Here is a 26121-nt window from a genome sequence, read left to right as displayed (position 1 = left end):
CCCCTGCCATCGCGTATCGTCAGCCTTCGGCCGGGGTGCGCCGATGAGCGTCTTCATCATCGTCAAGATCATCCTGCTGCTCGTGGCGCTGGTGGCTTGGCTGAACTACCAGTCGCGGCGCAAGGACAACCAGAATGCGCTGGCCGCCCTGCGCCGCACCCAGGTCGTCCGTGAACTGCAGGACGACGAAGCGCTGGCCCTGGAGTCCCTCCGCGTCGCCCACGGCCTCGCGTGGGAAACCGGTGTGCGTCGCCTGCGTGGCCGCTTCAGCCGCCACGGCATCATCGCCAACGGCGTCGAAACACTCCACGACACCCTCGGGGGCGTGGACGTGCTGCTGCCCTACGATGCGCCCTTGTTCCTGGCCGAGGACAACGACGCCGACGTTGTGCTGACGGAGCGCCAGGCCATCGTGGTGCGGCTCAATGATTTTTCCGTTGTCGAAGGACGCAGCCGCAGCCTGCACGACGGCCGCGGCGACGGGCTCCCGCCTGGTGCCCCGCCACTGCCCGCGCCCCCGTCGCTGGCCGCCCAGCCGGTCACGACACTGGAAGAGCGTGCCGAGACCTTCGAGGAAGCGCAGCTGCGGCGGCGGCCCGCGTTCGGATGGCTGCCCGCTGGCTTCTGGATCGTCGCGCTTTCACTGCTGTTGACGGCCACCATCGCCGACCTGGGAGATGCGTTGCCGCTGGTCATGCTGCTGGCCATTGCGGCGGCCCTGGCCGGTATCGTGTGCCAGCTCCGCCCGCCGCTGCGCAAGATCCGGCCTGGCCGGGTCCGTCGCGTAGAGGGCGTCCTGCATCGGCTGGAGATGCCCAATCCGATGAATGCCGCGCTGCGGCTGCAACGCTTCTTCGTCGGCGACAGCCTGCAGGTACAGGTCCCGGTGCACTGGCAGCAGTGCGGGCGCCTTCCGCTGCAGCAGACCGTGCAGCTGGACATCGCCCAGGACACCGGCGACGTCCTGTCGATCGGCCCGCACTGGTCGCGGGTGGATGAACAGCGCCGTTTCCCGCCGATCCGCTGGGGCGGCACTCTGCTGCTCCTGGTGATCGCGCTGCTGGGGGCGGTGACCGCACTGCTGGCCGGTGACGGCGACGACCTCCGCCTGGCCTGGCATGGGCTGCAGGGCACCCAGACGCGGACTGACAGCCGTGCCGACAGCGTGCTGCAGGATCCTCCGCAGCCCGGTGACCGCGTGCGGCTCAGTGGAGAAGGCCAATGCGAACTCGCGTTGACCCCGCTGGCCGATACCGGCACGGAGGTGGTGCTTCCGGACTGCGCGCGGATGCGCTGGGGCGCCACCACGGTGGTGCTGCCTGCGCTGGCGGTGCCCGACCCGCTGCTGTCGCTGTATCGCGGCAGTTTCGTCGATGCGCAGAAAGACGGCTATTCGACGATGCTGCGCATGCTGATGATGCAGCAGATCAGCGATCCCTATCAGCAGGCGCTGATGGCCGCGCGCGGCGAGCAGCAGATAGTGACGGCGCTCGGCCGCATGATCGATACGGTCGAAGCCGCCTGCGCGGTCGGCCTGCGTGACTGCGCAGGGTTGCAGCAGTCCATCGTTCGCGCGCTCGGTGCATCGGTGGAGGTGGACGGCCAGGACACTGCACTGGACGACTGGCCGAAACTGGCCCAGCACATGCGCCGGCTGGCCACGGAGGGCGAGGACGGTATGTACATGACCGGCAGCGACCTCGCCGCACTGCGTGGAATCGCCCGCGAGCATGCCGGTGCCGCCATCGCCACCCGATTGGCAGCGCTCACACCGCAGTTGATCAGCCTGCAGCGCGGCGGCGTGGTGCTGGAAACCCCCGATGACCTGCGTGACGGAGCGCAGCACGCACCGCGGGACCCCGTGCGTTCCGACACCCTGCTCGATCACTGGCAGGAGGCAGGGGCGGTGGTCGCAACCCCTGTACCGTTCTCGTTGCAGGGGCTCGTGCTGTCCACCCGGCAGGACGCAGGCGGTCTGCGCCTGCGTGTGGAACCCGGCGCCTCCGATGACCGCATCCAGCGTGCAGTGGCCAGCAGCCTGATGCTGCTGCTGTCACTGACGCTGATCGTGGTGCAGGCGGCCCTGCTGGCGCGGGGCATCCTGCGCGCCCGCGCCCGGCGACGCGCGCTGGACGCCGACCTGCAGTCACGCCCGGCACCGGGCCAACCGGCCTGAGCGGCGCGGCTACTTCACCGGCGGCGCGTCGCCAGCATTCTGTTCCTGGGAGAACAGCAGCGCGCGCCGCTGCTGCTCCGCACTGAGTTCCGGCGGTGGCCGCGCCACGGCGGCCTGGATCTGCGAAGGTCCACCCGTGAGCTTGTTCACGCCCTTGGCGGCCGCCATGACCCCCTTGACCACACCCATCATGATGTAGCCGCCACTCATGCTGACCTGCTCCGGCGACGGCGGTTCGCTCCAGTCGCGGCTGAAACGGTTGTCGCCGAACTTCACCGGGTTCTTGAAGCGGTACAGGTCCAGCGGCTCGTCTTCAGGCTTGAGCGCACGCACTTCGCCGAGAGTGGTGACGTTGTCCTGCGGCAGTGCGGTGGAAACCGGCGTGGTGGTTGCCGCCGGCGCATCTGCAGGAGGCTTGGGCGCCGGGTCGGGCACCACTACCGGCGTGGACTGCTGTGCCTGCGCGATGCCAGCCAGCAGCATGCCGGCCAGGACTGCTCCCTGCGTTCCACGTCGTGCCACAGCCATCCACCCTGTTGGTTGCGTCCAGCACCCAAGGATACGGATGCAGGCTTCAGATTTCGTTGCTGCGTCGGTGGCTGTTCAGCCAGGGGAGATGCTTTGATGACATGGCCTGCGCGCACTGAACGGTTCACTCCATCCCATGATCGTGTCTCACATCCTGAGACGTCTTTGTGGTGCCATGTGACCCCTCGTAAAACGTCCCGGCTCCATCTTCCATGGCTTACGAACTCGCCAAGCGCACCGCCGATGCCGAGCAGAAGCTCGCCACCCGCGATGGCCTGCCCGCCCGTGACGGCGCCCTGCTCAGCGCGCGCCTGCAGCGCCGCTACCAGGACCGCATTACCGGCAGCTTTGCCCTTCCCGGCCGGGAAGGCCGCTATGCGCCCATTCCCGATTCGGTTCCGCCGGCCCTGGCTGCCGCGCTGAAGGCGCGGGGCATCGAGCAGCTCTACAGCCACCAGGCCGAAGCCTGGGAGGCCAGCCAGCGCGGCGAGCACGTGGCCATCGTCACCCCCACCGCCAGCGGCAAGTCGCTGTGCTACACCCTGCCGGTGGTCAGCGCGGCGATGCAGGACAAGGCCAAGGCGCTGTACCTGTTCCCGACCAAGGCGCTGGCCCAGGACCAGGTGGCCGAGCTGCTGGAGCTCAACCGCGCCGGCGATCTGGGGGTGAAGGCCTTCACCTTCGATGGCGATACCCCCGGCGATGCACGCCAGGCGATCCGCCTGCACGGCGACATCGTGGTCTCCAACCCGGACATGCTGCACCAGGCGATCCTGCCGCATCACACCAAGTGGGCGCAGTTCTTCGAGAACCTGCGCTACATCGTCATCGACGAGGTGCATACCTACCGCGGCGTGTTCGGCAGCCACGTCACCAACGTGCTGCGCCGGCTCAAGCGCATCTGCGCGTTCTACGGCGTGCAACCGCAGTTCATCCTGTGCTCGGCCACCATCGGCAACCCGCAGGCGCATGCCGAGGCACTGATCGAGGCACCGGTCACCGCCATCACCGAGTCCGGCGCGCCCAGCGGCCCCAAGCAGGTGCTGCTGTGGAACCCGCCGGTGATCAATCCGGACCTGGGCCTGCGCGCCTCGGCGCGCTCGCAGAGCAACCGCATCGCACGCATTGCGATCAAATCCGGGCTGAAGACCCTGGTGTTCGCGCAGACACGCTTGATGGTCGAGGTGCTGACCAAGTACCTGAAGGACATCTTCGACCACGACCCGCGCAAGCCGCCGCGCATCCGCGCCTACCGTGGCGGCTATCTGCCCACCGAGCGCCGCGAGACCGAGCGTGCGATGCGCGCCGGCACCATCGACGGCATCGTCAGCACCTCGGCGCTGGAACTGGGCGTGGATATCGGCAGCCTGGACGTGGTGATCCTCAACGGTTATCCGGGCAGCGTGGCCGCCACCTGGCAGCGCTTCGGCCGCGCCGGCCGCCGCCAGCAGCCGGCGCTGGGGGTGATGGTGGCCAGCTCGCAACCACTGGACCAGTACGTGGTGCGCCATCCGGATTTCTTCGCCGAGGCCTCGCCCGAACACGCACGCATTGCGCCGGACCAGCCGCTGATCCTGTTCGACCACATCCGCTGCGCAGCCTTCGAGCTGCCGTTCCGGGTCGGCGATGGCTTCGGCCCGATCGACCCGGAAGTGTTCCTGGAAGCGCTGGCCGAAACCGAGGTGATCCACCGCGAGGGCGAACGCTGGGAATGGATCGCCGACAGTTATCCGGCCAACGCGGTCAGTCTGCGTGCGGTGGCCGATGGCAACTTCGTGGTGGTCGATCGCAGCGATGGCCGCCAGCAGATCATCGCCGAAGTGGATTACTCCGCCGCCGCGCTCACCCTGTACGAGGGCGCCATCCACATGGTGCAGTCCACCCCGTACCAGGTGGAGACGCTCGACTGGGACGGCCGCAAGGCCTATGTCACCCGCACGCATGTGGATTACTACACCGACAGCATCGACTTCACCAAGCTCAAGGTACTGGACCGCTTCGACGGCGGCGTGGCCGGCCGTGGTGATTCGCATCATGGCGAAGTACACGTGGTACGCCGCGTGGCTGGCTACAAGAAGATCCGCTACTACACCCACGAGAACATCGGCTACGGGCCGGTGAACCTGCCCGACCAGGAACTGCATACCACTGCGGTGTGGTGGCAGCTGCCGCAGGCACTGTTGCTGCGCGCCTTCGCCAGCAAGCAGGATGCGCTGGATGGCTTCCTTGGCGCCGCCTATGCGCTGCACATCGTCGCCACCGTGGCGGTGATGGCCGATGCGCGCGACCTGCAGAAGTCGGTCGGCAACGGCGATGGTTCCTGGTTCGCGATCGCCGACCAGAGCGGCCGTGGCCAGCTGCGCGGCAGCGAGGGCGATCCCGGCGTCGTCGAGCTGCTGCAGGAATTCGTGCCCACCGTGTATCTGTACGACAACTTCCCCGGCGGCGTCGGCCTGAGCGAACCGCTGTGGCAGCGCCAGGCCGAGCTGGTGCAGCGCGCGCGCGAACTGGTGCAGCGCTGCGACTGCAAGGCCGGTTGCCCGGCCTGTGTCGGCCCGGTGCTGGCCGCGCAGGAAGAGGAGGACACCTCGCCGCGTGCGCTGGCGCTGCGCGTGCTGGATCTGTTCGATGCCGAGGCCTGCCAGCACGTACGCGACGTGGTGGTGACCGCGCGCGACCCGATGGAGCTGCTGGCCCCGTGAGCCTGAGCCTGGACAAGCTGCGCCTGCTGCGGAAGCAGGCCGGTGACCCGAAAGCAGTCACGCCGGTGACGCCCGAGCCGCCAGCGCCGGCCCCGGTAGCCGCCAACGATGCACAGCAGCCACCGGCCGAGCGTTCGGTGTTCGCCTGGGTCGAGCAGGAGATCCGCCACAAGCCGACCGGCGCTGCTGCGCCCGTGACAGCCGCCGCACCGCTGCGTCGGCCGGAAGTGGGCAGCCTGCATCGCCTGCTCGGCCTGCGTTCGCGGGGTGGAGCCGCGCCGGCACGCGCCAGCGCGCAGGATCGCCAGCTGCCCGGTGAGGAGATCGCACCGGGCCTGTTCCTGATCGAATCGCTGCAGCCGCAGCCCATTCCGGCACAGCCGCTGTCGCTGGATTTCGCCCGCCGCGAAGGCGAACACGTATCCCCGCGCGACCTGCTGTTCTTCGATACCGAAACCACCGGCCTGGCCGGCGGCACCGGCACCCGCGCCTTCATGATCGGCGCCGCCGACTGGCATGTGTGCCCGCAACGCGGCGAAGGCCTGCGCATCCGCCAGCTGCTGATGGCGACGATGGCCGCCGAGGACGCGATGCTGGCCACCTTCGCCCGCTGGCTGCAGCCCTCCACCGTGTTCTGCAGCTACAACGGCCGCAGCTACGATGCGCCGCTGCTGAAGGCGCGCTACCGGCTGGCCCGCCAGCGTTGCCCGATCAGCGCGCTGGATCACGTCGACCTGCTCTATCCGACCCGCCGCCGCTATCGCGGCACGTGGGAGAACTGCAAGCTGTCCACCATCGAACGCCAGCTGCTGCGCGTGGTGCGCGAAGACGACCTGCCCGGTTCTGAAGCGCCGGGCGCATGGCTGCGTTTCCTGCGCGGCGGCGACGCCGTGAACCTGCGCCGGGTAGCCGACCACAACCACCAGGACGTAGTGACCCTGGCCCTGCTGCTGCAACGGTTGGTACGCGAGGAGCAACGCGAGCGCGAGACGCTGGCATTGGTTGGGCAGTAAGCGTTGACGCGGCCTGACGGTGGCAGCGGTGACACTGCCGCCACCATCCACGCCTGGAGCCCGACGATGCGCCTCAATCCCCTGGTCCTGCTCGCCATCCTGCCCTTGGCCGCCTGCAGTCACGCTGGCAGCAGCACCTCTCACGATCCCGCGCCAGCACCCGTGGCCGATGCCGCGCACGAATGCAGGCCGGAGGCGCTGGAAGCCTTCACCGGCAAGACCGCCGACGAAGCCACGATCAAGAAACTGGTGGCTGACAGCGGCGCGCGCGGTGCACGGGTGGTCAAACCCGGCATGGCGGTGACCATGGACTTCCGCCAGGACCGCGTGACCGTGCAGGTGGATGCGCAGAACCGCATCGAACGCGCCAGCTGCGGTTGATCGCCTCAGGGGAGTGCCGGCCGCTGGCCGGCACCCCACATTGCAAGCCAGCGGCCGGCACTACCGCTCAGAGTCGCTCGGCCTTGCCGCTGGCCAGTGCGCGCGCGATCACCTGCTGTGCCTGCTGCGATGCCTGCGCATGCACGCGCGCCTGGCGCTCGCCCAACGCGGCCTGTTGGCTGCCCAGTGCCGCCTGTCGGTTGGCCAGTTCAGACTGCTGTCTGGCCAGGCGCTGCATGTCACGGGTACGGCCGGACTGCGCGGCCTCGCTGCGGGCTTCCTGCATCGCACGACGTGCCTCGGCGGCGGCCTCACGTGCAGCCTCTCGCGCCACGGCCATATCGCTGGTCGCGCCGCGCGCCGCCTTCGCCGCTTCCGCCGCCGCCTCGCGGTTGATGTCATGCGCGGCCATCGCGCTGCGCGCGGCCTCGGCAGCGGCCAGTGCGATGCGGCGTGCCTCCTCGCTCTGCAGACGCCCCATCTCGCCCATCTGCCTGCCGAGTTCGCCCTGCTCGCGACCCAGCGCACTCTGCTGGCGGCCCAGTTCGCTCTGCTGGCGGCCCAGATCGGCCGCGCCGCTGTAGGCACGCTGCAGAGTCTGGATCATCATCGGATCACGCACCACGTAGCGCTTGTCGCCCTGGCGGAACCACAGCGCCGGACCCTTGCCGAGCTGCCTGCGGGCCACCGTCACGTCGTCCATGCCGCCGTTGGCGAAGGTCGAATCGCCATCGACCAGCACGAAGGCCTCCCGGGGCGACTTGCCCAGATCGAGGCGACCGTAGGTCGTGATGGAGGTGGTGGTCGTGCCGTCATGGTCCTCATCCATGCCAGAGGCATCGTCGAGGTAGGCCACGTCGGCATCATCAGGACCGGACGGTTCTTCCACATCAGCCGGCTCGACCGGCGGCGCGGGCGCCACCGGCACGGCCGGAATGCGCGCGGACGAAGGCGGTGCGGGCGGCGCTTTCGGAGCCTTCGGCGGCGGCGGTACCACCGCCTTCGGTGCCGCCGGAGGCGCAGGCGGTGCCGGTGGCACTGGCGCAGCGACCAGCCGCATCGGCGCCACGCCCACCAGCACCACGGCGGCGGTCAGCGCCATTGCCAGAATGCGCGGGCAGGCCCGGCGCGGCTGCAGCGAGAGCAGGCGGCGCTTGAGGCTGGTGGTGTTCGGTGCAGCACTCGCCACGCCCAGATGCGGCTGCGGTGCCACGCCCAGCTGCAGCAGCAGCCGGCCATAGGCCTGACGGCTGGCGCCATGCTGGCCAACCACGGCCGCATCCACCGCTTCCTCGCGGGCCTGTGCGTATTCGCGCACCGACAGACGCAGCAGCGGGTGGAAGAAGAACAGGTGCTGGGCCAGTGCGGGCAGCAGGCCCCACTGCAGGTCACGCCGCTGCAGGTGCTGCAGTTCGTGGGTCAGTGCCAGGTCCAGCGCATCACCCTGCAGGGCGTTGTCGCCGGCCGGCAGCAGCAGCACCGGGCGGAACGGCCCGACCAGCTGCGGTGCGTCCACCTGCGTGCTCATCCACAACCGCGGCGCAGGACGCACGCCGTGCGCATCGGAGGCCAGCTGCAGGGCCTGCACCAGCGCCTCGTCCTCGCAGGGATAGGCGGCGGCCAGCAGCGCGCGGCAGCGGCGCCATTCACCGAAGGTGCGCAGGGCCATCAGCAGCACGCCAGACATCCACAGCGCGGCCAGTGCAACGGCCCACCACGCCACTGCCGGCACCTCCGCTGCAGGCATCGGCATCGTCGCCAGCAGCTGCGCCGAGGCTTCCGGCGCCAGCGGGTAGACCAGATCTGCGGCAACGTCGGTGGCGGTCATCGCCACCGCCTGCGGTGCCGGCAGCCAGGCCAGCTGCAGAGGCTGGCTCCAGAACAGGCCGAGCACGGCCTGCAGCGACACCAGCCACCACAGGCGGCAGCGGGTGGCCGCCGACAGCGACGGCAGCGCGCGGCACACGCCGTACACCAGGGCCACCAGCAGCACGGTCTGCAGGCTGGTCCAGCCCAGCCGTTCCAGCAACGGGATCAGCATTGTGGTGTCCATGGCTCAGCCCTCGTGGCGACGCGATTGGAGTTGGGCGACCAGCGCTTCCAGCTCGGCCAGCTCGTTGTCGCTGACCTGCTGGCGCTGCGACAGGTAGGCCACGAACGGCGACACCGAGCCCTGCAGGGTGTTGTCGACGAACTGGGCCACGGCACCCTGCAGCACGCTCTCCGGGCCACGGGTGGCCTGGTAGCGGTAGACGCCGTCCTGCTGCTGGCGCTGAAGATACCCCTTCGCCCGCAGCCGCTCCATCATCGTCAGCACGGTGGAGCGGGCCAGGCCGCGGGCCTCGCCGTAGCCGCTGGCAACCTCGCCGACGCTGGCCGGCGCATGTTCATCGATGTACTGCAGCAGGGCCAGCTCCTGGTCCCCGATCGTCTTGCCACGCATGACACCACTCCCTTGACTACACGTGTCGCCACTTTCTGCGTGACGACAACTGTAGTCAACCCCCCGGAAGTCATGGGCCGACGAACGGTCGGGGGACGCCGCCCGGCTCAGTACTCCACCCGATACCCGATCGAGAAGGTCCGCCCTGCCGCCGGCAGGCTGGACATCTTTCCGTAGGTCGCCTCGGCCTGCTGGCCATAGACCGTGCGGTAGTCACGATCAGCCAGGTTGTAGATGCCCGCGCTGAAGCGGCCGCCTGCCAGCGGCAGTTCGCCGATCAGGTCGAACACCGCATAGCCGTGGATCTTCGCCGCCGGGGTAGCGCGGATGCTGGGACTGATCGCTGCGAGCGGCGCATCGCGCGAGGCACGATCGGTCCCGCCCACCACTTGTCCCTGCAAGCGCAGCAGGCTGTCATTGGCGAAGCGCCACTGCCCATGCACACCCGCCTTCAAGGGTGAAACGCGGAACGCATTGAGCTCACGCCAACGCCCGGCAGCATCGCGGTACTGGCCCCGGGTGCTGGCAAGGCTTGCGCCCAGCTCCAGCTGCGCCGTCGGCGTGTAGCGCAGGTTGGCCTCCACGCCCCACACGCGCTCATCAGTGTCGGCCACCGACACGCTGTAGTCGCGGTTGAACTGCACGGTCTTGTCCGAGCGGTTGTAGAACGCGGTCACCGCGCTCTGCAGCGATGCATCGCTGCGGCGCCAGCCCAGCTCATAGCTGTCGACCTTGATCGGGCCGACGTTGCGGCTGTCGATGACGAAGCTTGCCGGTACATCGCGCAGCATGCGCTGGGTGTCCGGCAGGCTGAAGCCCTGCGAGACGTTGGCGAACAGCTGTTGCGATGCATCCAGCCGGTACACCACGCCGGCATTAAACAGGGTCTGCGAGTGGCGCACGCGGCCGCCCCGCAGCAGGTGCGGCGTGTACCCCGCAACGGCGTCGGCCGTGATCGCTTCGGTGTAGGGAAGCGAGTCTTCTACGCGGTTGCGCAGGATCTGGTGGCGCAGGCCGGCCTGCATGCTGAAGCGCTCACTCAGCGAATGGTCGGCCTGCAGGAACAGGCCGGTGGTATCCACGCGCACGTCCGGCCCCATCGCGTACTGCGCGGTGGGCTGGTAATCGAGACCGTTGCTGGCGATGAAGCGGTTGATGTCATACATCTGCCCGCGCTGGCTGTCCTGCTCGCGCTCGTGGTCCACGCCGTACGACAGCTGCAGGCTGCGGCCCGCCACGTCGAAGCCCTTGTGCAGCGCGGTGCGCAGGCCCCACACATCGATATCGGTATTGGACTGCATCGCCACATAGGCGAAGCCACCGCGCAGTGCCGGGTGCACCAGCGTCGACACCGACGGGAACCAGCGGCCCTGCTCGTTGCGGTAATAGGCTTCCACGCTCAGTTCCTGCCCGCCCAGTACATCGCGGTTGCGGTACTGCGCATTCACTCCCTGGTGCCGGGTACGCGGCTGCGCCTCCAGCAGCAGGCCGGGCAGCGCCTGGTGGCTGGGCGTGAATGCTGGGTTGAACAGCGCAGTCAGGCGCGGGCCATAGTCGGGGCCATGATCACTGTCCTGCTGATCGTCGAACCAGCGCACGCCCACGCTCAACTGCTGGCTGTCCGTCGGGGTCCAGTCAAAGCGCGCATTGAGTTCGCGGGTCTCGGTGTCCTGCCGATCGGTCTGCGCGATCTCCGGACCGATACGGCGGCCATGCGCATCCAGCGATGCGCCCTGCCGGCCATAGGCGAAGCCGAACGCGCCACTGAACTGATCGCCGCGCACGGTCATGGTCTGCGCTGCGTTCCAGGCCAGCGTGTCACTGGACAGATGCGAGGGACTGCGCAGGCCGAACTGGCTTGCCAGCTGGACCGGCTGATCGCCGGGCTGCAGGGTGATGATGTTGATGATGCCGCCACTGGCACCGGCGCCATACAGCGCGGTGGCGCCGGAGATCACCTCGATGCGCTCGATCATGGTCGGCGAGATGCTGTTGAGCTGGCGCGACCCATCGCGTGCGCCGGTCAACGGCACGCCATCGATCATCACCTGCACGCTGCGGCCACGCATGGTCATGCCGTAGTTGCTGGTGGTCCCGCTGGCCGGCGCCAGCGACGGCACCAGCTGGCCGAGGATGTCGGCGGTGCTGCGCCCGGCGGTGATCTGCTGGGCAATCTGCTCACGCTCGATGGCATACACGGTGCCGGCGATCTCGGCTACGCTGCGTGCGCCTCGCACGGCGGTGACACTCACCGCATCCAGTTGCCGGGTGCCAGCCGTAGCGGACGTATTCTGCGCCGCCAGCTGGCCACTGATGGCCAACGCCAGCATCGCCAGCGGAAGGGTTGCTGCGGTCTGCCGCATGGTGTCCTCGTTGCGTATCAGGGGGAATCGATAGGCGCTGCGAAGCGGCGCATCAGCGGCCGGCACAGCAGCAACCCGAGCGCCGAAACTGCCGCCAGCGCGATGTAGTAGATGGGGTAGCCCAGGCCCTTGGCGAGGAAGCCGGACAACGCGCCGCCGATGAAATTGACCAGCAGTTCGAAGCACACGAGCAGGGTGAAATCAGTGCCGGCCTGGGCACGCGAACTGACCCGCATGAACAGGGCATACAGGCTGGTCATCGCCACATAGCGCAGCGCCAGCAGCGCGATCACCAGCGCGCCCAGGCCCCACCGTGACGTCGCCATCGCACCGCTGTAAAGCATCAACGCCAGCAGTACATACAACACGGTGCGCCACCAGCCAGCGTGCATCAGCAACTGCTCGGCCCGGCGCTGCTTGAGCAGCCAGGCGGCGGCCACCGCAGCCAGCATGCCGGTACCGGCACCACCCACCGAGATCAGCAGCCCGATCTCGGTCAGGCTGAACTGCTGGTCGACCAGCAGCGGATTGATCATCGCCATTGCGGGTGCTTCCACCAACCGATACAGCACGATCAGCAGCAGCGCCCAGCGCAGTTCGCGACGACGCAGCGCACGCAGGATGCTCGGCTGCGGCGCGTCGGGCCTGGCCGGCGTTTCGTTGATCTGCTGCACTGCCAGCAGGGTCAGTGCGCTCATTGCCGCCAGGCTCAGCAGGGCCACGCTCCAGCCGCGGGTTTCATACAGCCACAGCACACCGGCGCCACCGATCATGCTGCCCAGGGCCACGCCCACGCTCTGCGCCATGCTGCCCAGCCGGTGCTCGGCCGGCGCCAGCGCCTCCACGGTATAGCCGTCGATGGCGATGTCCTGGGTGGCGGCAATGGTCGAGATCCACATGCCGACCAGCACGAACACGACCAGGCCATGATCCAGGCCGGTGAACGCCAGCACCAGGATGCCGGCCAGCAGCAACAGCTGGGTCAGCCACAGCCAGCTGCGGCGGCGACCGAGGGCCGGCAGATGCCAGCGGTCCACCAGCGGCGCCCACAGGAACTTCAGCGCCCACGGCAGGTAAAGCAGCGACAACATGCCGATCCAGCGCAGATCCACGCCCTGGCTGCGCAGGATGGCCGGCACCGCCACGTTGTAGAAATACAGGGGCAAGGCATGCGCCATGTACAGCGCGACGATCACGCCCAGGCCGAACGGCGAAGCGGCGGCGCGCTCAGTGCGCATCAGCCTGCTCCAGGTGCTCGCCAATCCAGCGCATGCCCGCGCCGGCATCGGCGGTGACGAAGTACGGCACGGCCCAGGCCGCATGCAGCGCCGGAGTGTCCAGCCGCTGCTGCTCGGCGGCATCGCTGGCGATGCGCACCAGGCCCCGGCAGTACTGCCGGAAGGCGGCCTTGTACCGCTTGTACCAGACCGCCTGCAGGGCACGGTAGTCGTCGCAGAAGGTGGCACCGGGCGCGGTGCTGGCAACGAAGTAGAAGGGGCGGTGGGCATCGATCAGCGCCTGCACGCGGTCCAGCCAGTACCGGATCTGGTGCGCATCCACCGCGCCATGGAAGACGGCACGCAGCACCACCGCCTCGTTGATCACCAGACCCATCGCCATCGACCTTCTTGCTGAACAGGGGAAAGGGGCAGCGAGCCCCCGCAAATGAGAATAATTTGCAATACCATTGAAAGTTTAGGCGCGACAAAAGAAAATTTAGGCACGACAGCATTCGCGGGTGCCTTGCATGCAGGTCTATTCCTGCGCCGAACTGATGAGCGCCGCCCACGCGCTGGGCGGCCGGGTCGACTTTGAATCGGGCCTCCCCGATGCGCTGCCGGTGCTGGCCGGCTGGCAGCAGGTGCAGTCGATGGACAGCGGCCTGGTGCTCTACCTCAGCCGCAGCCAGGACATGGTCGGCGGCCGCAGCCAGAACTGCCTGCCTGCGGGTATCACCGCCAGTTTCCTGCTGCAGGGGCAGGCCGAAGTGGTCATCGCCAACCAGCGCTTGCAGATGGACAGCCGCCGGGACGGGAGCCCGGCGATGCTGGTCCACCTTCGTGAGGAGGAAGCGTTCCAGCGCCATTGGCAGGCGGGTCGTGAGGAAACCAAGGTCAGCCTGCACCTCGGCCAGGACTGGTTGTCGCGCCAGCTCGATGGCATTGCATCGGCCGGACTCACCCGCCTGCGACTGAGCCACGCACGCAACCAGGCGTGGCAACCGCCTGCGCCACTGCTGCGGCGGGCCGCAGCGTTGTTCGGGGCGGAAACGGCGGAGCCGCCTCTGCTGGCCAGCCTGCAACGCGAGAGCTTTGCGCTGGAAGTCGCGGCCAGCGTGGTTCGATCCGTGATCGCCGAACGCGAGGCGCCTGCCCCCAGCGCGCATCTGCGGCGTTGCGTGGACCAGTTGCAACAGTGGCTGCAGAGCGGCGAGGCCGATGGCCTGACCATCAACCAGATGGCGCGCAGGCTGGGTACGAACGCCGTCGACCTGCAAAGCACCTTCCAGCAGCTGCACGGCAGCAGCATCGCCGCCTGGCTGCGTGCTCTGCGCCTGCAACGGGCACACGATGCCCTGCTGCAACGACGGGTGTCAGTGGACGTGGCGGCCAGCCTGGCCGGGTACGCCCATACCAGCAGCTTCAGTGCCGCGTTCAAGCGGCAGTTCGGAAGGTCTCCTTCCCGGATCCGCTAGCCGCAGCAGGCACGCCCCGCGCACACAACCAGTACCTGCCTCGCAGCGCAGGTACTGCTTAAACCTTTTACGCACCCGCTGCATCCGATCCTCGACGCCCCCGCCGGAATTCCGCATGTTCCGCCCAACGCTTCGAGTCGTGCTCATGCTCATCAGTGCCCTGCCCTTCGCCGCCATCTCCGCCAGCCAGGACCAGGCCAACGACCAGACCCGCCGCCTGATCCGCCAGATCATGCTGGAGCAGCGCATTCCCGGGCTGCAGGTCGCCGTGGTCAAGCAAGGGCAGATCGTGCTCTCCGAAGCCTATGGCCTGGCCAATGTCGAGAACGGTGTGCTTGCCTCGCGCGACACCCGCTTCCCGCTCAATTCGGCCACCAAGGCGTTCACCGGCGTGGCTGCCGCGCAGCTGGCACAACAGGGGCAACTGGATCTGGACGCGCCCGCCTCGCGTTACCTGGATGATCTTCCGGCCACATGGAGGGAGGTGCGCGTGCGTCAGTTGCTGGCACACACCTCGGGACTGCCGGACATCCTGGATGCAGGCGGACTGCTGGGAGGGGGCTCCGAAGCGCAGGCATGGACGGCAGTCACCGCGCGCCCCATCGAAGCAGCGCCCGGGCAGCGCTTTGCCTACAACCAGACCAACTATGTGCTGCTGGCACGGATCATCGCGCAGCAATCGGGCATGTCCTACGAACGCTTCCTCGCCAGCGGTCAGTTCGGCAGCGCGCGCATGGCCCGCACCACCTTCGGCGACAGCTATGACCTGATTCCGGATGTGGCGACGATGTACAGCCTGGCTCCGCGCGCCACCGATGCGGCCGACATGCCGCCGCGCCTGTCGCATTGGTTCTACGACATGCCGCCGAGCCTGTGGGCTGGCGGCGGCATCCTCACCACCGCCGACGACACCGCGCGCTGGCTGGTCGCGCTGACCGAAGGGCGCCTGCTTCGGGATGCACCTCGGAAGAGGATGTGGACCGCAGAGCGCCTCACCGATGGCCGTGCTGGACCATGGGCGGGCGGCTGGCCGGTGCTGCGCGCATCGCCCGACCTGCAGGTGGCCGGTATCGGCGGCGCGCGCTCGGCCTTCGTCGTGTACCCCGACCGCGACGTCGCGGTGGTGGTGCTGACCAATCTGGTCGGCGCCAATCCGCAGCTGTTCATTCCACGCATTGCCGACTTCTACGCGACTGCTGAAACAGCGCTCTGAGCGCTGCCGGCCAGCGGCCGGCACTACCGGGGGCCGCACACGCCGCTTCTTCAGTGTCTCCACCTATGCTGTTGGCGGTATTCATTCCGCCACCACGTGCGCCGTCGCACGCTGCACGCAACCACACAAGGAACACCACCATGAAACATGCCATCGCCACCGCCGCCGTCTGCTTCGCCCTCGCCGCCTGCAGCAGCACACCGATGGCCCAGGTGCAGCCGATCGACGGCGTGATTTCCGGCCAGTGCCATAGCGACATGGTGCGTGGCGCACTCGGCCTGGCCGCCTCGGATGCCACCGTGGCCCGCGCCCGCGTGGACAGCGACAGCCTGCATGTACGGGTGCTGCGTCACGACGGTCCGCGGGTGCCACCGGCGCACGAAGGCGGTGACCGCCTGACCATCGAGAAGGGCCGCACCAACAACATCACCGCGATCTACTGCGGCTGAGCCGCCGCGCCCTGCGCAGCACGCGCAGGGTGGCCTGTTCCCACTGGCGCGGCCCACGCAGGCCGGCCAGCTTTGCCAGTTCACCGCGCTCCCAGCCGGCGAACACGCACGGGTCGATGTAGGCCTTGCGGCACACCGCCGGAGTGTTGCCCAGCAGCGATGCCACTTCGCACACCACCGCGCGCTGCGCCTGGGCCAGCGCGCGCTGGCTGGCCGGTTCCGGCAGCTCGGTGGCGGCGAACGCCTGCACCGCCGCGACGGTGCCGCCCCAGGTGCGGAAATCCTTGGCGGTGAAGTCCTCGCCCATCACCTCGCGCAGGTAGTCGTTCACCGCGCCGGAATCCACCGGCTGCAGCGCACCGTCGTCATCGCGGTACTGGAACAGCGCCTGCCCCGGCAGCTGCTGCAGGCGCCGCACCAGCAGCCCCAGCTTGCGGTCGCCCACGGTCACCTCCTGCAGCTGCCCGGACTTGCCGCGGAAGCGCATGCGCACCCGGCCGCCGCGCAGCAGCTCCAGATGGCGGTTGCGCAGCGTGGTCAGTCCGAACGAACGGTTCTGTTGTGCATAGGTTTCATTGCCGACCCGCACCAGGGTGTCCGCCAACAGCGCCACCACCATGGCCAGCACCTTTTCCTGCGGAAACCCAGGTCGCTTGAGATCCCGCGACAACCGCCGCCGCAGCGTGGGCAAGGCCTCGCCAAAGGCGATGATGCGGTCGAACTTGCCGGCGTCGCGCTCCTTGGCCCAGTCGGCGTGGTAGCGGTACTGCTTGCGTCCGCGTGCATCGCGGCCGGTGGCCTGCAGGTGGCCGTTGGCGTGGGTACAGATCCACACCGCGGTATAGGCCGGCGGGATCGCCAGCGCACGGATGCGTTGCAGAGTGGTGGCGTCGCGTATCGCGTGACCATCGGCATCGCGGTAGCTGAAACCCTTGCCGGCGCGGCGCCGGCTGATGCCCGGCTGGGTATCGTCGACATAGCGCAGGCCGGCCGCGCGTGCGGCCTGTCGTTCGGGAGTAGAGGGGGTTGGCATGTCGGTAGTGTCGCCGTCGCCATGCCGCGATCCTGTCGATAACACAAGACAAACACGTGAGGGCCGGTTCGCCGCTATGCTCGGGTCTTCACAACCCCTTCCGGAGTCATGATGTCGTTCCCGATTCGCGCCCGTTCGCTCTCCGCCCTGTTGCTGCCGGCCGTGCTGGCGCTGACCGCCTGCCAGGCACCGGCGCTGGATGAACAGGATTCGGCCACGGCCCATGCCCAGCAGGCGGCCGAGGCCGCCAAGGCACCGGCCGACGACACCGGCAAGGCCACCGAGGCACCGCCGGTCGGCACCTGCGACGCCAGCCAGGTGCAGAGCCTGGTCGGCCAGGCCTACACCGACGCGCTCGGCAAGCAGGCGCAGGAAGACGCCGGCGCCAACCAGGTGCGCGTGCTCAAGCCCAACGACGTGGCCACGATGGAGTTCCTCGGCGACCGCCTGAACATCGAAGTGGACGACAAGGGCGCCGTCAGTGGCGCGCGCTGCGGCTGAGTCAGACCCCGCGCCGGCACACGGGTGCCGGCGCTTTCTGTTGCACCTGCAACCGTGTATTGCGGCGTTGCAGCAACCTGTGATCTAGTCGAGGCATCCGGTGGCCTCACGATGCGCTCCAGGGATTGAGCGGGCTTGAGTGTCCCCGTTCAATTCATTCCGCATCGAGGTAGAGATGGCCCCCCGCAACCGCCAAGGGCTTTACGACCCGCGCTCCGAGCGCGATGCCTGTGGATTTGGCATGGTCGCCCAGCTCGACGATCAACCATCGCGCCTGTTGGTTGATACCGCCATCGCCGCGCTTTCGCGCATGACCCACCGTGGCGGTGTCGCCGCCGATGGCCTGACCGGTGATGGCTGCGGCCTGCTGCTGCGCCGCCCGGATGCGTTCCTGAAACTGCTGGCCAGTGAAGCCGGCATCAGCGTCGCCGCACGTTTCGCCGCCGGCGTGGTGTTCCTGCCGCACGACGCCGATGCCGCGCAGGCATGCCGCGCGCAGCTGCAGGCGCAGGTGGAAGCCGTAGGTTGCAAGGTCGCCGGCTGGCGCGAGGTGCCCACCGATGACAGCGTCTGCGGCCAGCTCGCGCGCGACACGCTGCCGCGCATCGAGCAGGTGTTCGTGGACGCGGGCATCGGCCAGGATGATGCCGGCTTTGCGCTGGCGCTGTTCCTGGCCCGCCGCCGCAGCGAACAGCAGCTGCGCGAACACGCCGACTTCTACGTCACCACCCTCACCCCGGATGCGATCAGCTACAAGGGCATGGTGCTGCCGGACAAGCTCAGCCGCTTCTTCCCGGACCTGCAGCGCCGCGAGCTGGCCTCCAGCGCGATCGTGTTCCACCAGCGCTTCTCCACCAACACGCTGCCGCGCTGGCCGCTGGCGCACCCGTTCCGCATGCTCGCCCACAACGGCGAGATCAACACCATCGAAGGCAACCGGCGTTGGGCGCAGGCGCGCAGCAAGGTGTGGAAGACGCCGCGCTTCGACATCGCCGAGTTCGACCCGGTCATCTCCATGCATGGCTCGGACTCGCAGAGCCTGGACAACATGCTGGAGCTGATGGTCGCCGGAGGCATGGAGCTGATCCAGGCGCTGCGCATCCTGGTGCCGCCGGCCACGCAATCACTGGAATTCAAGGATCCGGACCTGGCCGCGTTCTACGAATTCCACGGCCTGAACAGCGAACCGTGGGATGGCCCGGCCGGCATCGTCGCCTGCGACAGCCGCTATGCGGTGTGTACGCTGGACCGCAACGGCCTGCGCCCGGCGCGCTGGATGCTGACCGCCGACCGCCACTTCCTGGTCGCCTCCGAAGCGGGCGTGTGGGAAGTGCCGACCGAGCGCGTGGTGCGCAAGGGCAAGCTCGGCCCAGGCGAGATGATCGCCATCGATCTCAAGCGCGGCGACCTGCTCGACTCCGATGCGGTGGACCGCATCAACCGTGGCCGCGCGCCGTACAAGCAGTGGCTGCAACAGGGCGTGACCTACCTGCAGACCGAACTGATCGATCCATCGCTGGTGGAAGAGCCCTTCGACGAAGGCACCCTGCGCAGCTACCACAAGCTGTACCAGCTCAGCAGCGAGGAAGTGGAACAGGTGCTGCGGCCGCTGGCCGAAACCGAGCAGGAAGCCACCGGGTCGATGGGCGACGACACGCCGATGGCAGTGCTGAGCCAGCGCAGCCGCCCGCTGTACGACTATTTCCGCCAGGCCTTCGCGCAGGTCACCAACCCGCCGATCGATCCGCTGCGCGAAGACTGCGCGATGTCGCTGTCCACCCAGCTCGGCAGGGAGACCAATATCTTCCATGCCGGCCCGGAGACGGTGAACCACGTCATCCTCAACTCGCCGGTACTGAGCCAGCGCAAGCTGCGCCAGCTGCTGAAGATGGACCAGTACGTGCAGGCCAACCGCCTGCTGGACCTGTCCTACAGCGAAGACGAGGGCCTGCGCGCCGGCATCGAGCGTATCTGTGCCGAGGCCGAACAGGCCGCGCGCGAGGGCATGGTGATGCTGCTGTTGTCCGACCGCTACCCGGTGGCCGGGCGGCCGATGGTGCATGCGCTGCTGGCCACCAGTGCCGTCCACCACCACCTCTCGCGGCTGGGCCTGCGCTGCGACGTGAATCTCATCGTCGAGACCGGCACCGCGCGCGACCCGCACCACATGGCCTGCCTGCTCGGCTTCGGCGCCACCGCGGTGTATCCGTACCTGGCCTACCAGACCCTGTTCGACCTGGGCCGCCGCGGCATCCTCAAGCTGAGCAAGGGGGGGGAGCAGTCGCAGATCGGCCGCCGCTATCGCAAGGGCGTGTACAAGGGCCTGTCCAAGATCATCTCGAAGATGGGCATCTGTACCGTGGCCAGCTATCGCGGCGCGCAGCTGTTCGAGATCATCGGCCTCGAACCGGAGGTCGTGGACCTGTGCTTCCCGGATACCGCTTCGCGCATCGGTGGTGCCGGTTTCGCGCGCCTGGATGCCGACGCACGCGAGCTGTGCGCGCAGGCCTGGGACGCACAGCAGGACGTGGATGTCGGCGGCCTGCTGAAGTACGTGCACGGCGGCGAGTACCACATGTACAACCCGGACGTGGTCACCACCCTGCAGCGCGCGGCGCGCAGCGGTGACCCGCGTGCCTGGCAGCAGTACTGCGATGCCGTGCACGCGCGTCCGCCGTCTGCACTGCGCGACCTGCTGCAGCTGGTACCGGCCGCCTCGCCGACGCCGATCGATGACGTGGCACCGGCCAGCGAACTGTTTCCGCGCTTCGATACCGCGGCGATCAGTCTCGGTGCGCTGTCACCGGAAGCACACGAGGCACTGGCGATTGCGATGAACCGCCTCGGTGGCCGCAGCAATTCCGGCGAAGGCGGCGAAGACCCCGCACGCTATGGCACCGCCAAGCGCAGCAAGATCAAGCAGGTGGCCTCGGGCCGCTTCGGCGTCACCGCCGAATACCTGGTCAATGCCGAGGTACTGCAGATCAAGGTCGCGCAGGGTGCCAAGCCCGGCGAAGGTGGCCAGCTGCCCGGCCACAAGGTCAACGAACTGATCGCGCGGCTGCGCTATGCGCGTCCGGGCATCGGCCTGATTTCGCCGCCGCCGCACCACGACATCTATTCGATCGAGGACCTGGCGCAGCTGATCTACGACCTCAAGCAGGTCAACCCGACCGCGCTGGTGTCGGTGAAGCTGGTCAGCCATGCCGGCGTCGGCACGATTGCCGCGGGCGTGGTCAAGGCCGGTGCGGACCTGATCACCATCTCCGGCCATGACGGCGGCACCGGCGCGTCGCCGGTCAGCTCGATCCGCTATGCCGGCGTACCGTGGGAACTGGGCGTGGCCGAAGCGCACCAGGCGCTGCTGGCCAACGACCTGCGCGGGCGTACCCTGCTGCAGACCGACGGCGGCCTGAAGACCGGCCTGGACGTGGTCAAGGCCGCGCTGCTGGGTGCGGACAGTTTCGGCTTCGGCACCGCACCGATGATCGTGCTGGGCTGCAAGTACCTGCGCATCTGCCACCTCAACAACTGCGCCACCGGCGTGGCCACCCAGGACGAGCGCCTGCGCGAGAACCACTTCACCGGCCAGCCCGAGCGCGTGGAGAACTTCTTCCGCCTGCTGGCCGAGGAAGTACGTGGCTGGCTGTCGTACCTGGGCGCGCGTTCGCTGGAAGAGATCGTCGGCCGTACCGACCTGCTACGGCAGATCGACGCCGCGCCGCGCGACGGCGTGCGCGTGGACCTGTCACGCCTGCTGGCCGATGCCCGCTACGAGGGCAGTCACTGTGCCGCGCAGCGCCTGTACGAATCGCCGGACAGCCTGGCCACGCAGATGGACGGCCTGCTGGCCCCGGCCATCGAACACAAGCGCGGTGGCGAACATCGCTTCCTGATCCACAACACCGACCGCAGCATCGGCACCCGCCTGGCCGGTGCGGTGGCACGCGCACACGGTAACCAGGGCATGGCCGAGGCGCCGCTGGAACTGCGTTTCCGCGGCAGTGCCGGGCAGAGCTTCGGCGCGTTCAACGTCGGTGGCCTGCACCTGGAAGTGGAAGGCGAAGCCAACGACTACGTCGGCAAGGGCATGGCCGGCGGCCGACTGGTGGTGCGTCCACCGCGTGGCGCCCGCTTCGAGGCACGCAGCACCGCGATCATCGGCAACACCTGCCTGTATGGCGCCACCGGGGGCGAGCTGTTTGCCGCCGGCCGCGCGGGCGAACGTTTCGCCGTTCGCAATTCCGGCGCGCTGGCGGTGGTGGAAGGCGCCGGTGACCACTGCTGCGAGTACATGACTGATGGCGTGGTACTGGTGCTGGGCAAGGTCGGCCTGAACTTCGGTGCCGGTTTCACCGGCGGGCTGGCCTACGTGCTGGACGTCGACCGCGATTTCGTCGACCGCTACAACCACGAGCTGATCGACATCCATCGCGTGTCCGCCGAAGGCTTCGAGAACTACCGCCAGCACCTGCACCGCCTGATCGGCCGCCACCGCGAGCTGACCGGCAGCATCTGGGCGCAGCAGATCCTGGACGAGTTCCGCGACTACATCGGCAAGTTCTGGCTGGTCAAACCCAAGGCCGCCAGCATCGAGTCGCTGACCGAAACCCTGCGACGCGCTGCGTGATGTTTTCCGGTAGTGCCGGCCGCTGGCCGGCAACGTTCCCCCTCGCATTCCAGAGCCCGCCATGAGCCGCAAGCACGCCTTCCAGTTCCTCGACCTGCCCCGCACCATGCCGCAGCGCATCCCGGTGGAACTGCGCACGTCCGGCGACTGGGGCGAGCTGTACGGAAAGTTCGGCAAGGAAGATGCCCAGTACCAGGCCGGTCGCTGCCTGGATTGCGGCAACCCCTACTGCAGCTGGAAGTGCCCGGTGCACAACGCCATTCCGCAGTGGCTGCAGCTGGTGCAGGAGAACCGCATCCACGAAGCGGCCACGCTGTGCCACAGCACCAACCCGCTGCCGGAAGTCTGCGGCCGCGTCTGCCCGCAGGACCGCCTGTGCGAAGGCAGCTGCACGCTGGAAGAGTTCGGGGCGGTCACCATCGGTGCGGTGGAGAAGTACATCGTCGATACCGCGCTGGCCAGCGGCTGGCGCCCTGACCTGGGCGCGGTGCAGCCCAGCGGCCACAGCGTGGCGGTGATCGGCGCGGGTCCGGCCGGCCTGGCCTGCGCCGATCGCCTCGCCCGCGCCGGCATTACCGCCGTGGTCTACGACCGCTATGAGCAGATCGGCGGCCTGCTGCAGTTCGGCATTCCCAGCTTCAAGCTGGACAAGGACGTGATCCATCGCCGCCGCGAAGTGCTGGAGGGCATGGGCGTGCAGTTCCGCCTTGGCGTCGAGATCGGACGCGACCTCAGCGTGCAGCAACTGCTGGAGACCCACGATGCGGTGTTCGTCGGCACCGGCGCCTACCGCTACACCGACGGTGGCCTCGACGGCCAGGACCTGAAGGGCGTGCTGCCGGCCCTGCCGTTCCTAGTGCAGAACAGCCGCATCGTTGGCGGCGATGACCCGAAGGGTCGGCCGATTGCCGGCTGGGAAGACACCATTGCCCTGCCCGACCTCAACGGCAAGCGCGTGGTGGTGCTCGGTGGTGGCGATACCGGCATGGACTGCGTGCGCAGCGCAGTGCGCCTGGGCGCGGCCAAGGTCACCTGTGCCTACCGCCGCGACGAAGCCAACATGCCTGGCAGCGCGCGCGAAGTGGCCAATGCACGCGAGGAAGGCGTGCGCTTCCTGTTCAACCGCCAGCCGCTGTCGATCGAAGCCGGCGCCGACGATGAAGTGATCGGCGTGACCGTGGTGGAAACCCGGCTGGGCGAACCCGATGCCAATGGCCGCCAGAACGCGGTGCCGATCGACGGCAGTGAATCGCTGCTGGAGGCGGATGTGGTGATCATCGCCTTCGGCTTCTCGCCCAGCGTGCCGGCGTGGCTGGCCGAACTGGGAGTGGAAGGCCAGTCCAACGGCCGCATCGTGGCCGGTGGCAAGGACCGCCTGCCGTTCCAGACCGCGCATCCGCGCCTGTTCGCCGGTGGTGATGCGGTGCGCGGCGCCGACCTGGTGGTGACCGCCGTGGCCGAAGGCCGCGATGCCGCCGCCAGCATCGTGCGGCTACTGAGCCGCTGAATCCGGCGCAAGCAGCACGGTCAACAGCGCGCGCAGTTCCTGGTTTTCCACCGGCTTGGCCAGGAAGTGGTCGATGCCGGCGGCACGACAGGCCTCGCGGGTGCGATCCAGCACGCTGGCAGTGAGGGCGATGATCGGCACCTGCGCACGCGTCGGGCAAGCGTCGGCGCGGATCGCCCGTGCCAGCGCGAAGCCGTCCATGTGCGGCATGTGGCAGTCGGTGATGACCAGGTCGAACGATTGCGCCCGCCAGGCCTCCAGGGCCTGCCGTCCATCCTCGCAGGCATGCACCTGCAGTCCCAGGTCGCACAGGCGCTGCTCCAGCAGGAGCAGGTTGGTGGGATGGTCATCGGCCACCAGTACCCGGGCCGGTGACAGCCGCCGCGTTGCCACGATCGGCAGAGGCAGTGGCTCCACGGGCAACGCACAGGCAGCCAGCTCCAGCTCCATCCTTACCGTGGTGCCCTCGCCTGGCGTACTGCACAGTTGCAGGTCCGCGCCCATCGACTCGGCCAGCTCGCGGCAGATCGCCAGGCCCAGGCCGCTGCCGCCGAAGCGGCGCGTTGTGGATGCCTCGGCCTGGGTGTAGGCGGCAAATACCGCCTGCTGCCGTTCCGGACTGATGCCCACACCGCTGTCACTCACCTGCAGGCGCAGGCGCTGGCCGCCATCGAACGGCCGCAGCACCTGCACCCGCAGTTCCACGCCCCCGTGCTCGGTGAACTTGAGCGCGTTGCCGGCAAGGTTGAACAGGATCTGGCGCAGGCGCAGGCCGTCGGCAAGCGATCCAACCTGCAACGCCGGATCCAGCTCGGCGCGCAGGTACAGACCACGGCTGGCCGCCACCGGCATCAACAGCTGCTGCACCGCCCGCACGAGTGCCCCCAGATCCGTGGGCCGCAGCTGCAGCGGTGCAACCTGCAATCGCTGGCTGTGCAGCACATCGTCGAGAATCTGCCGCAGCATCCGCGCTGCATCACCGACCGTCGCCAGCACCTGCTGCTGGCCCGGGTCCAGCGCGCTGCCGGCCAATCGTTCGAGCATGCCCAGCAGGGTGCTCATCGGCGTGCGGATCTCGTGGCTCATCGTGGCCAGGAAGTGGGTCTTGGCCTGCGCTGCCTGCTCGGCCTCCCGGCGCGCTTCGGCCAGTGCGCGGGTGCGCGACTGGGCTTCGCTGACGTCGATCCAGTAGCCACTCCATTCGACATCGCCGTCATCGCAGGACAGCGGCCGCCCATGCGAGCGCACCCAACGCCAGCCCTGTGGCGATCGCGTGCGGAAGGTGACGTCGATCGGGCCACGCGCCAGCGCGGCGGCATCGACCGCGTCCATCAGCCGATTGCGATCATCAGGGTGGACCGCTGCCAGCAGGCGCTGCTGGTCGATCAGTGCGGTTTCCACGCTGATCCCGAACAAGGTCTGCACGTCACCTGCAATCTGCGGAAAACTGTAATAGCCCGCGGCGGAGCGTCGTGCCTGGTAGACCACGGCAGGCAGATTCGAGGTTACCTCCTGCAAGCGTTGCGCGGCTACGCGGCGGCGCGCGCTTTCACGATGCACGCGCCAATAGCCGAAGGCGTATACCAATGCGAGCGCCAGCAGGATCAGCGAGGCCGGTACCAGCCAGCGCAAGGGTGACGATGGCGACTGGCTGCGTGGCACGGCCGGCAACCAGGCTGCACGGATCGCCTCGCGCTGCGAATCACTCAGCTGCGACACGGCGTGGTCGAACCCGCGGATGACATCGGCACAGGCGGGCACGGTGGCCAGCACCAGCGCGTCGTCGATTCCCGCCGGTGCCGCGACCACCAGCGGGTCTCCCTGGTAGCGGCGCAACGCGGCCTCGACCTCGCCGAGATTGGCGATCACCGCGTCGACCAGGCCGGTGCCCAGCAGCGACAGCGCGTGGTCCATCGGTGCGGGGGGCAGCAGTTGCGCACCGGGCGCCTGCTCGGCCAGCGCCGCAGCCAGCGGCAGTGGGTCGGGACTGGCCACGGTGCGCCCGCGCAGCGCCTCAAGTCCGATGACCGGTGGCGCATCCCGGCGCCGCACGATCACCTTCGGCAGCTGCAGGTAGGGCGCGCTGGCCACCCAGCCGGCGGGCACCTGTGAACGTGGCCACCCCAGCAGTGCCTGGGTGCCGTGGGGCAATGCCCCCTCGGCCACCGCAACGCCCGGCAACGGCTGCATCTGCAGCGGACGCTGTGCTTCCAGCAGTGCCAGGTACCCTGCGCTGAGCCCACGCGCCTGGCCCTGCTCACTGGAGGACAACGGTGCGCGGTCGGCAGGCCACGCGATGCGCAGTGGCGACTCACAGCCAGCGGCGGCGGCAGTCGCAGGCAGCAGCAGGCAGGCCATGACCACGGCGGCAGGCAGGCCAGCGACGTTCACGATGGGCATCCTCATTTCGCGGGCGGAAGTACACGGCCGCGCAGCGGTACCGCTGCCTGCCACGCTAGCGACGTGTGGACAGGCCGCAATGAAGAA

Annotated in this window: 18 protein-coding genes; 10 read left to right on the top strand and 8 right to left on the bottom strand. The window is 68.5% G+C overall.

Annotated features, from left to right (window positions below; genetic code table 11):
* The first annotated feature begins 43 nt into the window (after positions 1–43).
* A complete protein-coding gene (locus SriyCCGPB3_RS00395) occupies positions 44–2176 on the top strand; it encodes an IgaA/UmoB family intracellular growth attenuator (RefSeq protein WP_153856684.1) in 2133 nt (710 codons plus the stop codon).
* Positions 2177–2185: 9 nt separating this feature from the next.
* Here SriyCCGPB3_RS00395 and SriyCCGPB3_RS00390 read toward each other — a convergent pair whose 3' ends face one another.
* On the bottom strand, positions 2186–2704 hold the full coding sequence (locus tag SriyCCGPB3_RS00390; protein ID WP_153856683.1) for a hypothetical protein: 519 nt from the start codon (positions 2702–2704) through the stop codon (positions 2186–2188).
* Between the two features lie 212 nt (positions 2705–2916).
* Here SriyCCGPB3_RS00390 and SriyCCGPB3_RS00385 point away from each other — a divergent pair, with 212 nt between their 5' ends.
* From SriyCCGPB3_RS00385 to SriyCCGPB3_RS00375, 3 genes are all read left to right on the top strand, one after another.
* Positions 2917–5406: a DEAD/DEAH box helicase gene (locus SriyCCGPB3_RS00385; RefSeq protein ID WP_180859378.1), complete on the top strand. Its 2490-nt coding sequence runs from the start codon at positions 2917–2919 to the stop codon at positions 5404–5406.
* Complete coding sequence (locus tag SriyCCGPB3_RS00380) at positions 5403–6419, top strand: ribonuclease H-like domain-containing protein (RefSeq protein ID WP_180846539.1); 1017 nt, start codon at positions 5403–5405, stop codon at positions 6417–6419. Before SriyCCGPB3_RS00385 ends, SriyCCGPB3_RS00380 begins: the two co-directional genes overlap by 4 nt.
* Before the next feature lie 66 nt (positions 6420–6485).
* Positions 6486–6800: an I78 family peptidase inhibitor gene (locus tag SriyCCGPB3_RS00375; RefSeq protein ID WP_153856681.1), complete on the top strand. Its 315-nt coding sequence runs from the start codon at positions 6486–6488 to the stop codon at positions 6798–6800.
* Positions 6801–6867: 67 nt separating this feature from the next.
* On the opposite strand, the gene SriyCCGPB3_RS00370 is transcribed toward SriyCCGPB3_RS00375, so the two are convergent.
* From SriyCCGPB3_RS00370 to SriyCCGPB3_RS00350, 5 genes are all read right to left on the bottom strand, one after another.
* Positions 6868–8853, bottom strand: a complete 1986-nt coding sequence (locus SriyCCGPB3_RS00370) for a M56 family metallopeptidase (protein WP_197611612.1) — start codon at positions 8851–8853, stop codon at positions 6868–6870.
* 3 nt (positions 8854–8856) lie between these two features.
* Positions 8857–9243 carry a BlaI/MecI/CopY family transcriptional regulator gene (locus SriyCCGPB3_RS00365; protein WP_180855496.1) on the bottom strand — a complete coding sequence of 129 codons (387 nt, stop codon included), beginning with the start codon at positions 9241–9243 and terminating at the stop codon, positions 8857–8859.
* A gap of 107 nt (positions 9244–9350) precedes the next feature.
* A complete protein-coding gene (locus SriyCCGPB3_RS00360) occupies positions 9351–11606 on the bottom strand; it encodes a TonB-dependent receptor (RefSeq protein ID WP_350259725.1) in 2256 nt (751 codons plus the stop codon).
* Positions 11607–11623: 17 nt separating this feature from the next.
* A complete protein-coding gene (locus SriyCCGPB3_RS00355; protein ID WP_110710664.1) occupies positions 11624–12844 on the bottom strand; it encodes an MFS transporter in 1221 nt (406 codons plus the stop codon).
* The gene (locus SriyCCGPB3_RS00350; protein WP_239496512.1) at positions 12834–13226 is read right to left on the bottom strand and encodes a hypothetical protein; all 393 of its coding nucleotides are present in this window, start codon (positions 13224–13226) and stop codon (positions 12834–12836) included. The genes SriyCCGPB3_RS00355 and SriyCCGPB3_RS00350 overlap by 11 nt, the downstream gene beginning before the upstream one ends.
* 127 nt (positions 13227–13353) lie before the next feature.
* On the opposite strand from SriyCCGPB3_RS00350, the gene SriyCCGPB3_RS00345 reads away from it, so the two are divergent.
* The 3 genes from SriyCCGPB3_RS00345 (at position 13354) to SriyCCGPB3_RS00335 (ending at position 15963) form a co-directional block, all read left to right on the top strand.
* The gene (locus SriyCCGPB3_RS00345; RefSeq protein ID WP_110710663.1) at positions 13354–14301 is read left to right on the top strand and encodes a helix-turn-helix transcriptional regulator; all 948 of its coding nucleotides are present in this window, start codon (positions 13354–13356) and stop codon (positions 14299–14301) included.
* A gap of 145 nt (positions 14302–14446) precedes the next feature.
* Positions 14447–15514, top strand: a complete 1068-nt coding sequence (locus SriyCCGPB3_RS00340; RefSeq protein WP_110714234.1) for a serine hydrolase domain-containing protein — start codon at positions 14447–14449, stop codon at positions 15512–15514.
* A gap of 140 nt (positions 15515–15654) precedes the next feature.
* On the top strand, positions 15655–15963 hold the full coding sequence (locus tag SriyCCGPB3_RS00335; protein WP_099552786.1) for a hypothetical protein: 309 nt from the start codon (positions 15655–15657) through the stop codon (positions 15961–15963).
* Here the strand turns inward: SriyCCGPB3_RS00335 and SriyCCGPB3_RS00330 are convergent.
* The gene (locus SriyCCGPB3_RS00330; RefSeq protein ID WP_350259724.1) at positions 15941–16996 is read right to left on the bottom strand and encodes a DNA topoisomerase IB; all 1056 of its coding nucleotides are present in this window, start codon (positions 16994–16996) and stop codon (positions 15941–15943) included. The two genes, SriyCCGPB3_RS00335 and SriyCCGPB3_RS00330, sit on opposite strands and share 23 nt — an antisense overlap.
* A 111-nt stretch (positions 16997–17107) precedes the next feature.
* Between SriyCCGPB3_RS00330 and SriyCCGPB3_RS00325 the strand changes: the two genes are divergently transcribed.
* From SriyCCGPB3_RS00325 to SriyCCGPB3_RS00315, 3 genes are all read left to right on the top strand, one after another.
* Positions 17108–17497 (top strand): I78 family peptidase inhibitor, encoded by a 390-nt coding sequence (locus SriyCCGPB3_RS00325; RefSeq protein WP_110710661.1) that lies wholly within the window; start codon positions 17108–17110, stop codon positions 17495–17497.
* Between the two features lie 175 nt (positions 17498–17672).
* The gene (gltB, locus tag SriyCCGPB3_RS00320) at positions 17673–22127 is read left to right on the top strand and encodes a glutamate synthase large subunit (RefSeq protein ID WP_350259723.1); all 4455 of its coding nucleotides are present in this window, start codon (positions 17673–17675) and stop codon (positions 22125–22127) included.
* A gap of 61 nt (positions 22128–22188) precedes the next feature.
* Complete coding sequence (locus SriyCCGPB3_RS00315) at positions 22189–23634, top strand: FAD-dependent oxidoreductase (protein WP_350259722.1); 1446 nt, start codon at positions 22189–22191, stop codon at positions 23632–23634.
* Here SriyCCGPB3_RS00315 and SriyCCGPB3_RS00310 read toward each other — a convergent pair.
* Positions 23620–26025, bottom strand: coding sequence for an ATP-binding protein (locus tag SriyCCGPB3_RS00310; protein ID WP_350259721.1), 2406 nt, complete (start codon positions 26023–26025; stop codon positions 23620–23622). The two genes, SriyCCGPB3_RS00315 and SriyCCGPB3_RS00310, sit on opposite strands and share 15 nt — an antisense overlap.
* Positions 26026–26121 lie beyond the last annotated feature (96 nt).

The sequence above is a fragment of the Stenotrophomonas riyadhensis genome (assembly GCF_040256885.1).
GTDB classification, from domain to species: domain Bacteria; phylum Pseudomonadota; class Gammaproteobacteria; order Xanthomonadales; family Xanthomonadaceae; genus Stenotrophomonas; species Stenotrophomonas riyadhensis.
Note: the sequence above shows the minus strand (reverse complement) of the source record. Positions and strands in the feature narration are given on the sequence as shown.

Excerpts from the sequence above, each read along its gene's own strand:
- SriyCCGPB3_RS00345 (WP_110710663.1), top strand. The coding sequence starts at position 13,354 with ATGCAGGTCTATTCCTGCGCCGAACTGATGAGCGCCGCCCACGCGCTG.
- SriyCCGPB3_RS00365 (WP_180855496.1), bottom strand. The coding sequence starts at position 9,243 with ATGCGTGGCAAGACGATCGGGGACCAGGAGCTGGCCCTGCTGCAGTAC.
- SriyCCGPB3_RS00335 (WP_099552786.1), top strand. The coding sequence starts at position 15,655 with ATGAAACATGCCATCGCCACCGCCGCCGTCTGCTTCGCCCTCGCCGCC.
- SriyCCGPB3_RS00340 (WP_110714234.1), top strand. The coding sequence starts at position 14,447 with ATGCTCATCAGTGCCCTGCCCTTCGCCGCCATCTCCGCCAGCCAGGAC.
- SriyCCGPB3_RS00330 (WP_350259724.1), bottom strand. The coding sequence starts at position 16,996 with ATGCCAACCCCCTCTACTCCCGAACGACAGGCCGCACGCGCGGCCGGC.
- gltB (WP_350259723.1), top strand. The coding sequence starts at position 17,673 with ATGGCCCCCCGCAACCGCCAAGGGCTTTACGACCCGCGCTCCGAGCGC.
- SriyCCGPB3_RS00385 (WP_180859378.1), top strand. The coding sequence starts at position 2,917 with ATGGCTTACGAACTCGCCAAGCGCACCGCCGATGCCGAGCAGAAGCTC.
- SriyCCGPB3_RS00360 (WP_350259725.1), bottom strand. The coding sequence starts at position 11,606 with ATGCGGCAGACCGCAGCAACCCTTCCGCTGGCGATGCTGGCGTTGGCC.
- SriyCCGPB3_RS00370 (WP_197611612.1), bottom strand. The coding sequence starts at position 8,853 with ATGGACACCACAATGCTGATCCCGTTGCTGGAACGGCTGGGCTGGACC.
- SriyCCGPB3_RS00325 (WP_110710661.1), top strand. The coding sequence starts at position 17,108 with ATGTCGTTCCCGATTCGCGCCCGTTCGCTCTCCGCCCTGTTGCTGCCG.
- SriyCCGPB3_RS00390 (WP_153856683.1), bottom strand. The coding sequence starts at position 2,704 with ATGGCTGTGGCACGACGTGGAACGCAGGGAGCAGTCCTGGCCGGCATG.
- SriyCCGPB3_RS00315 (WP_350259722.1), top strand. The coding sequence starts at position 22,189 with ATGAGCCGCAAGCACGCCTTCCAGTTCCTCGACCTGCCCCGCACCATG.
- SriyCCGPB3_RS00375 (WP_153856681.1), top strand. The coding sequence starts at position 6,486 with ATGCGCCTCAATCCCCTGGTCCTGCTCGCCATCCTGCCCTTGGCCGCC.
- SriyCCGPB3_RS00350 (WP_239496512.1), bottom strand. The coding sequence starts at position 13,226 with ATGGCGATGGGTCTGGTGATCAACGAGGCGGTGGTGCTGCGTGCCGTC.
- SriyCCGPB3_RS00355 (WP_110710664.1), bottom strand. The coding sequence starts at position 12,844 with ATGCGCACTGAGCGCGCCGCCGCTTCGCCGTTCGGCCTGGGCGTGATC.
- SriyCCGPB3_RS00395 (WP_153856684.1), top strand. The coding sequence starts at position 44 with ATGAGCGTCTTCATCATCGTCAAGATCATCCTGCTGCTCGTGGCGCTG.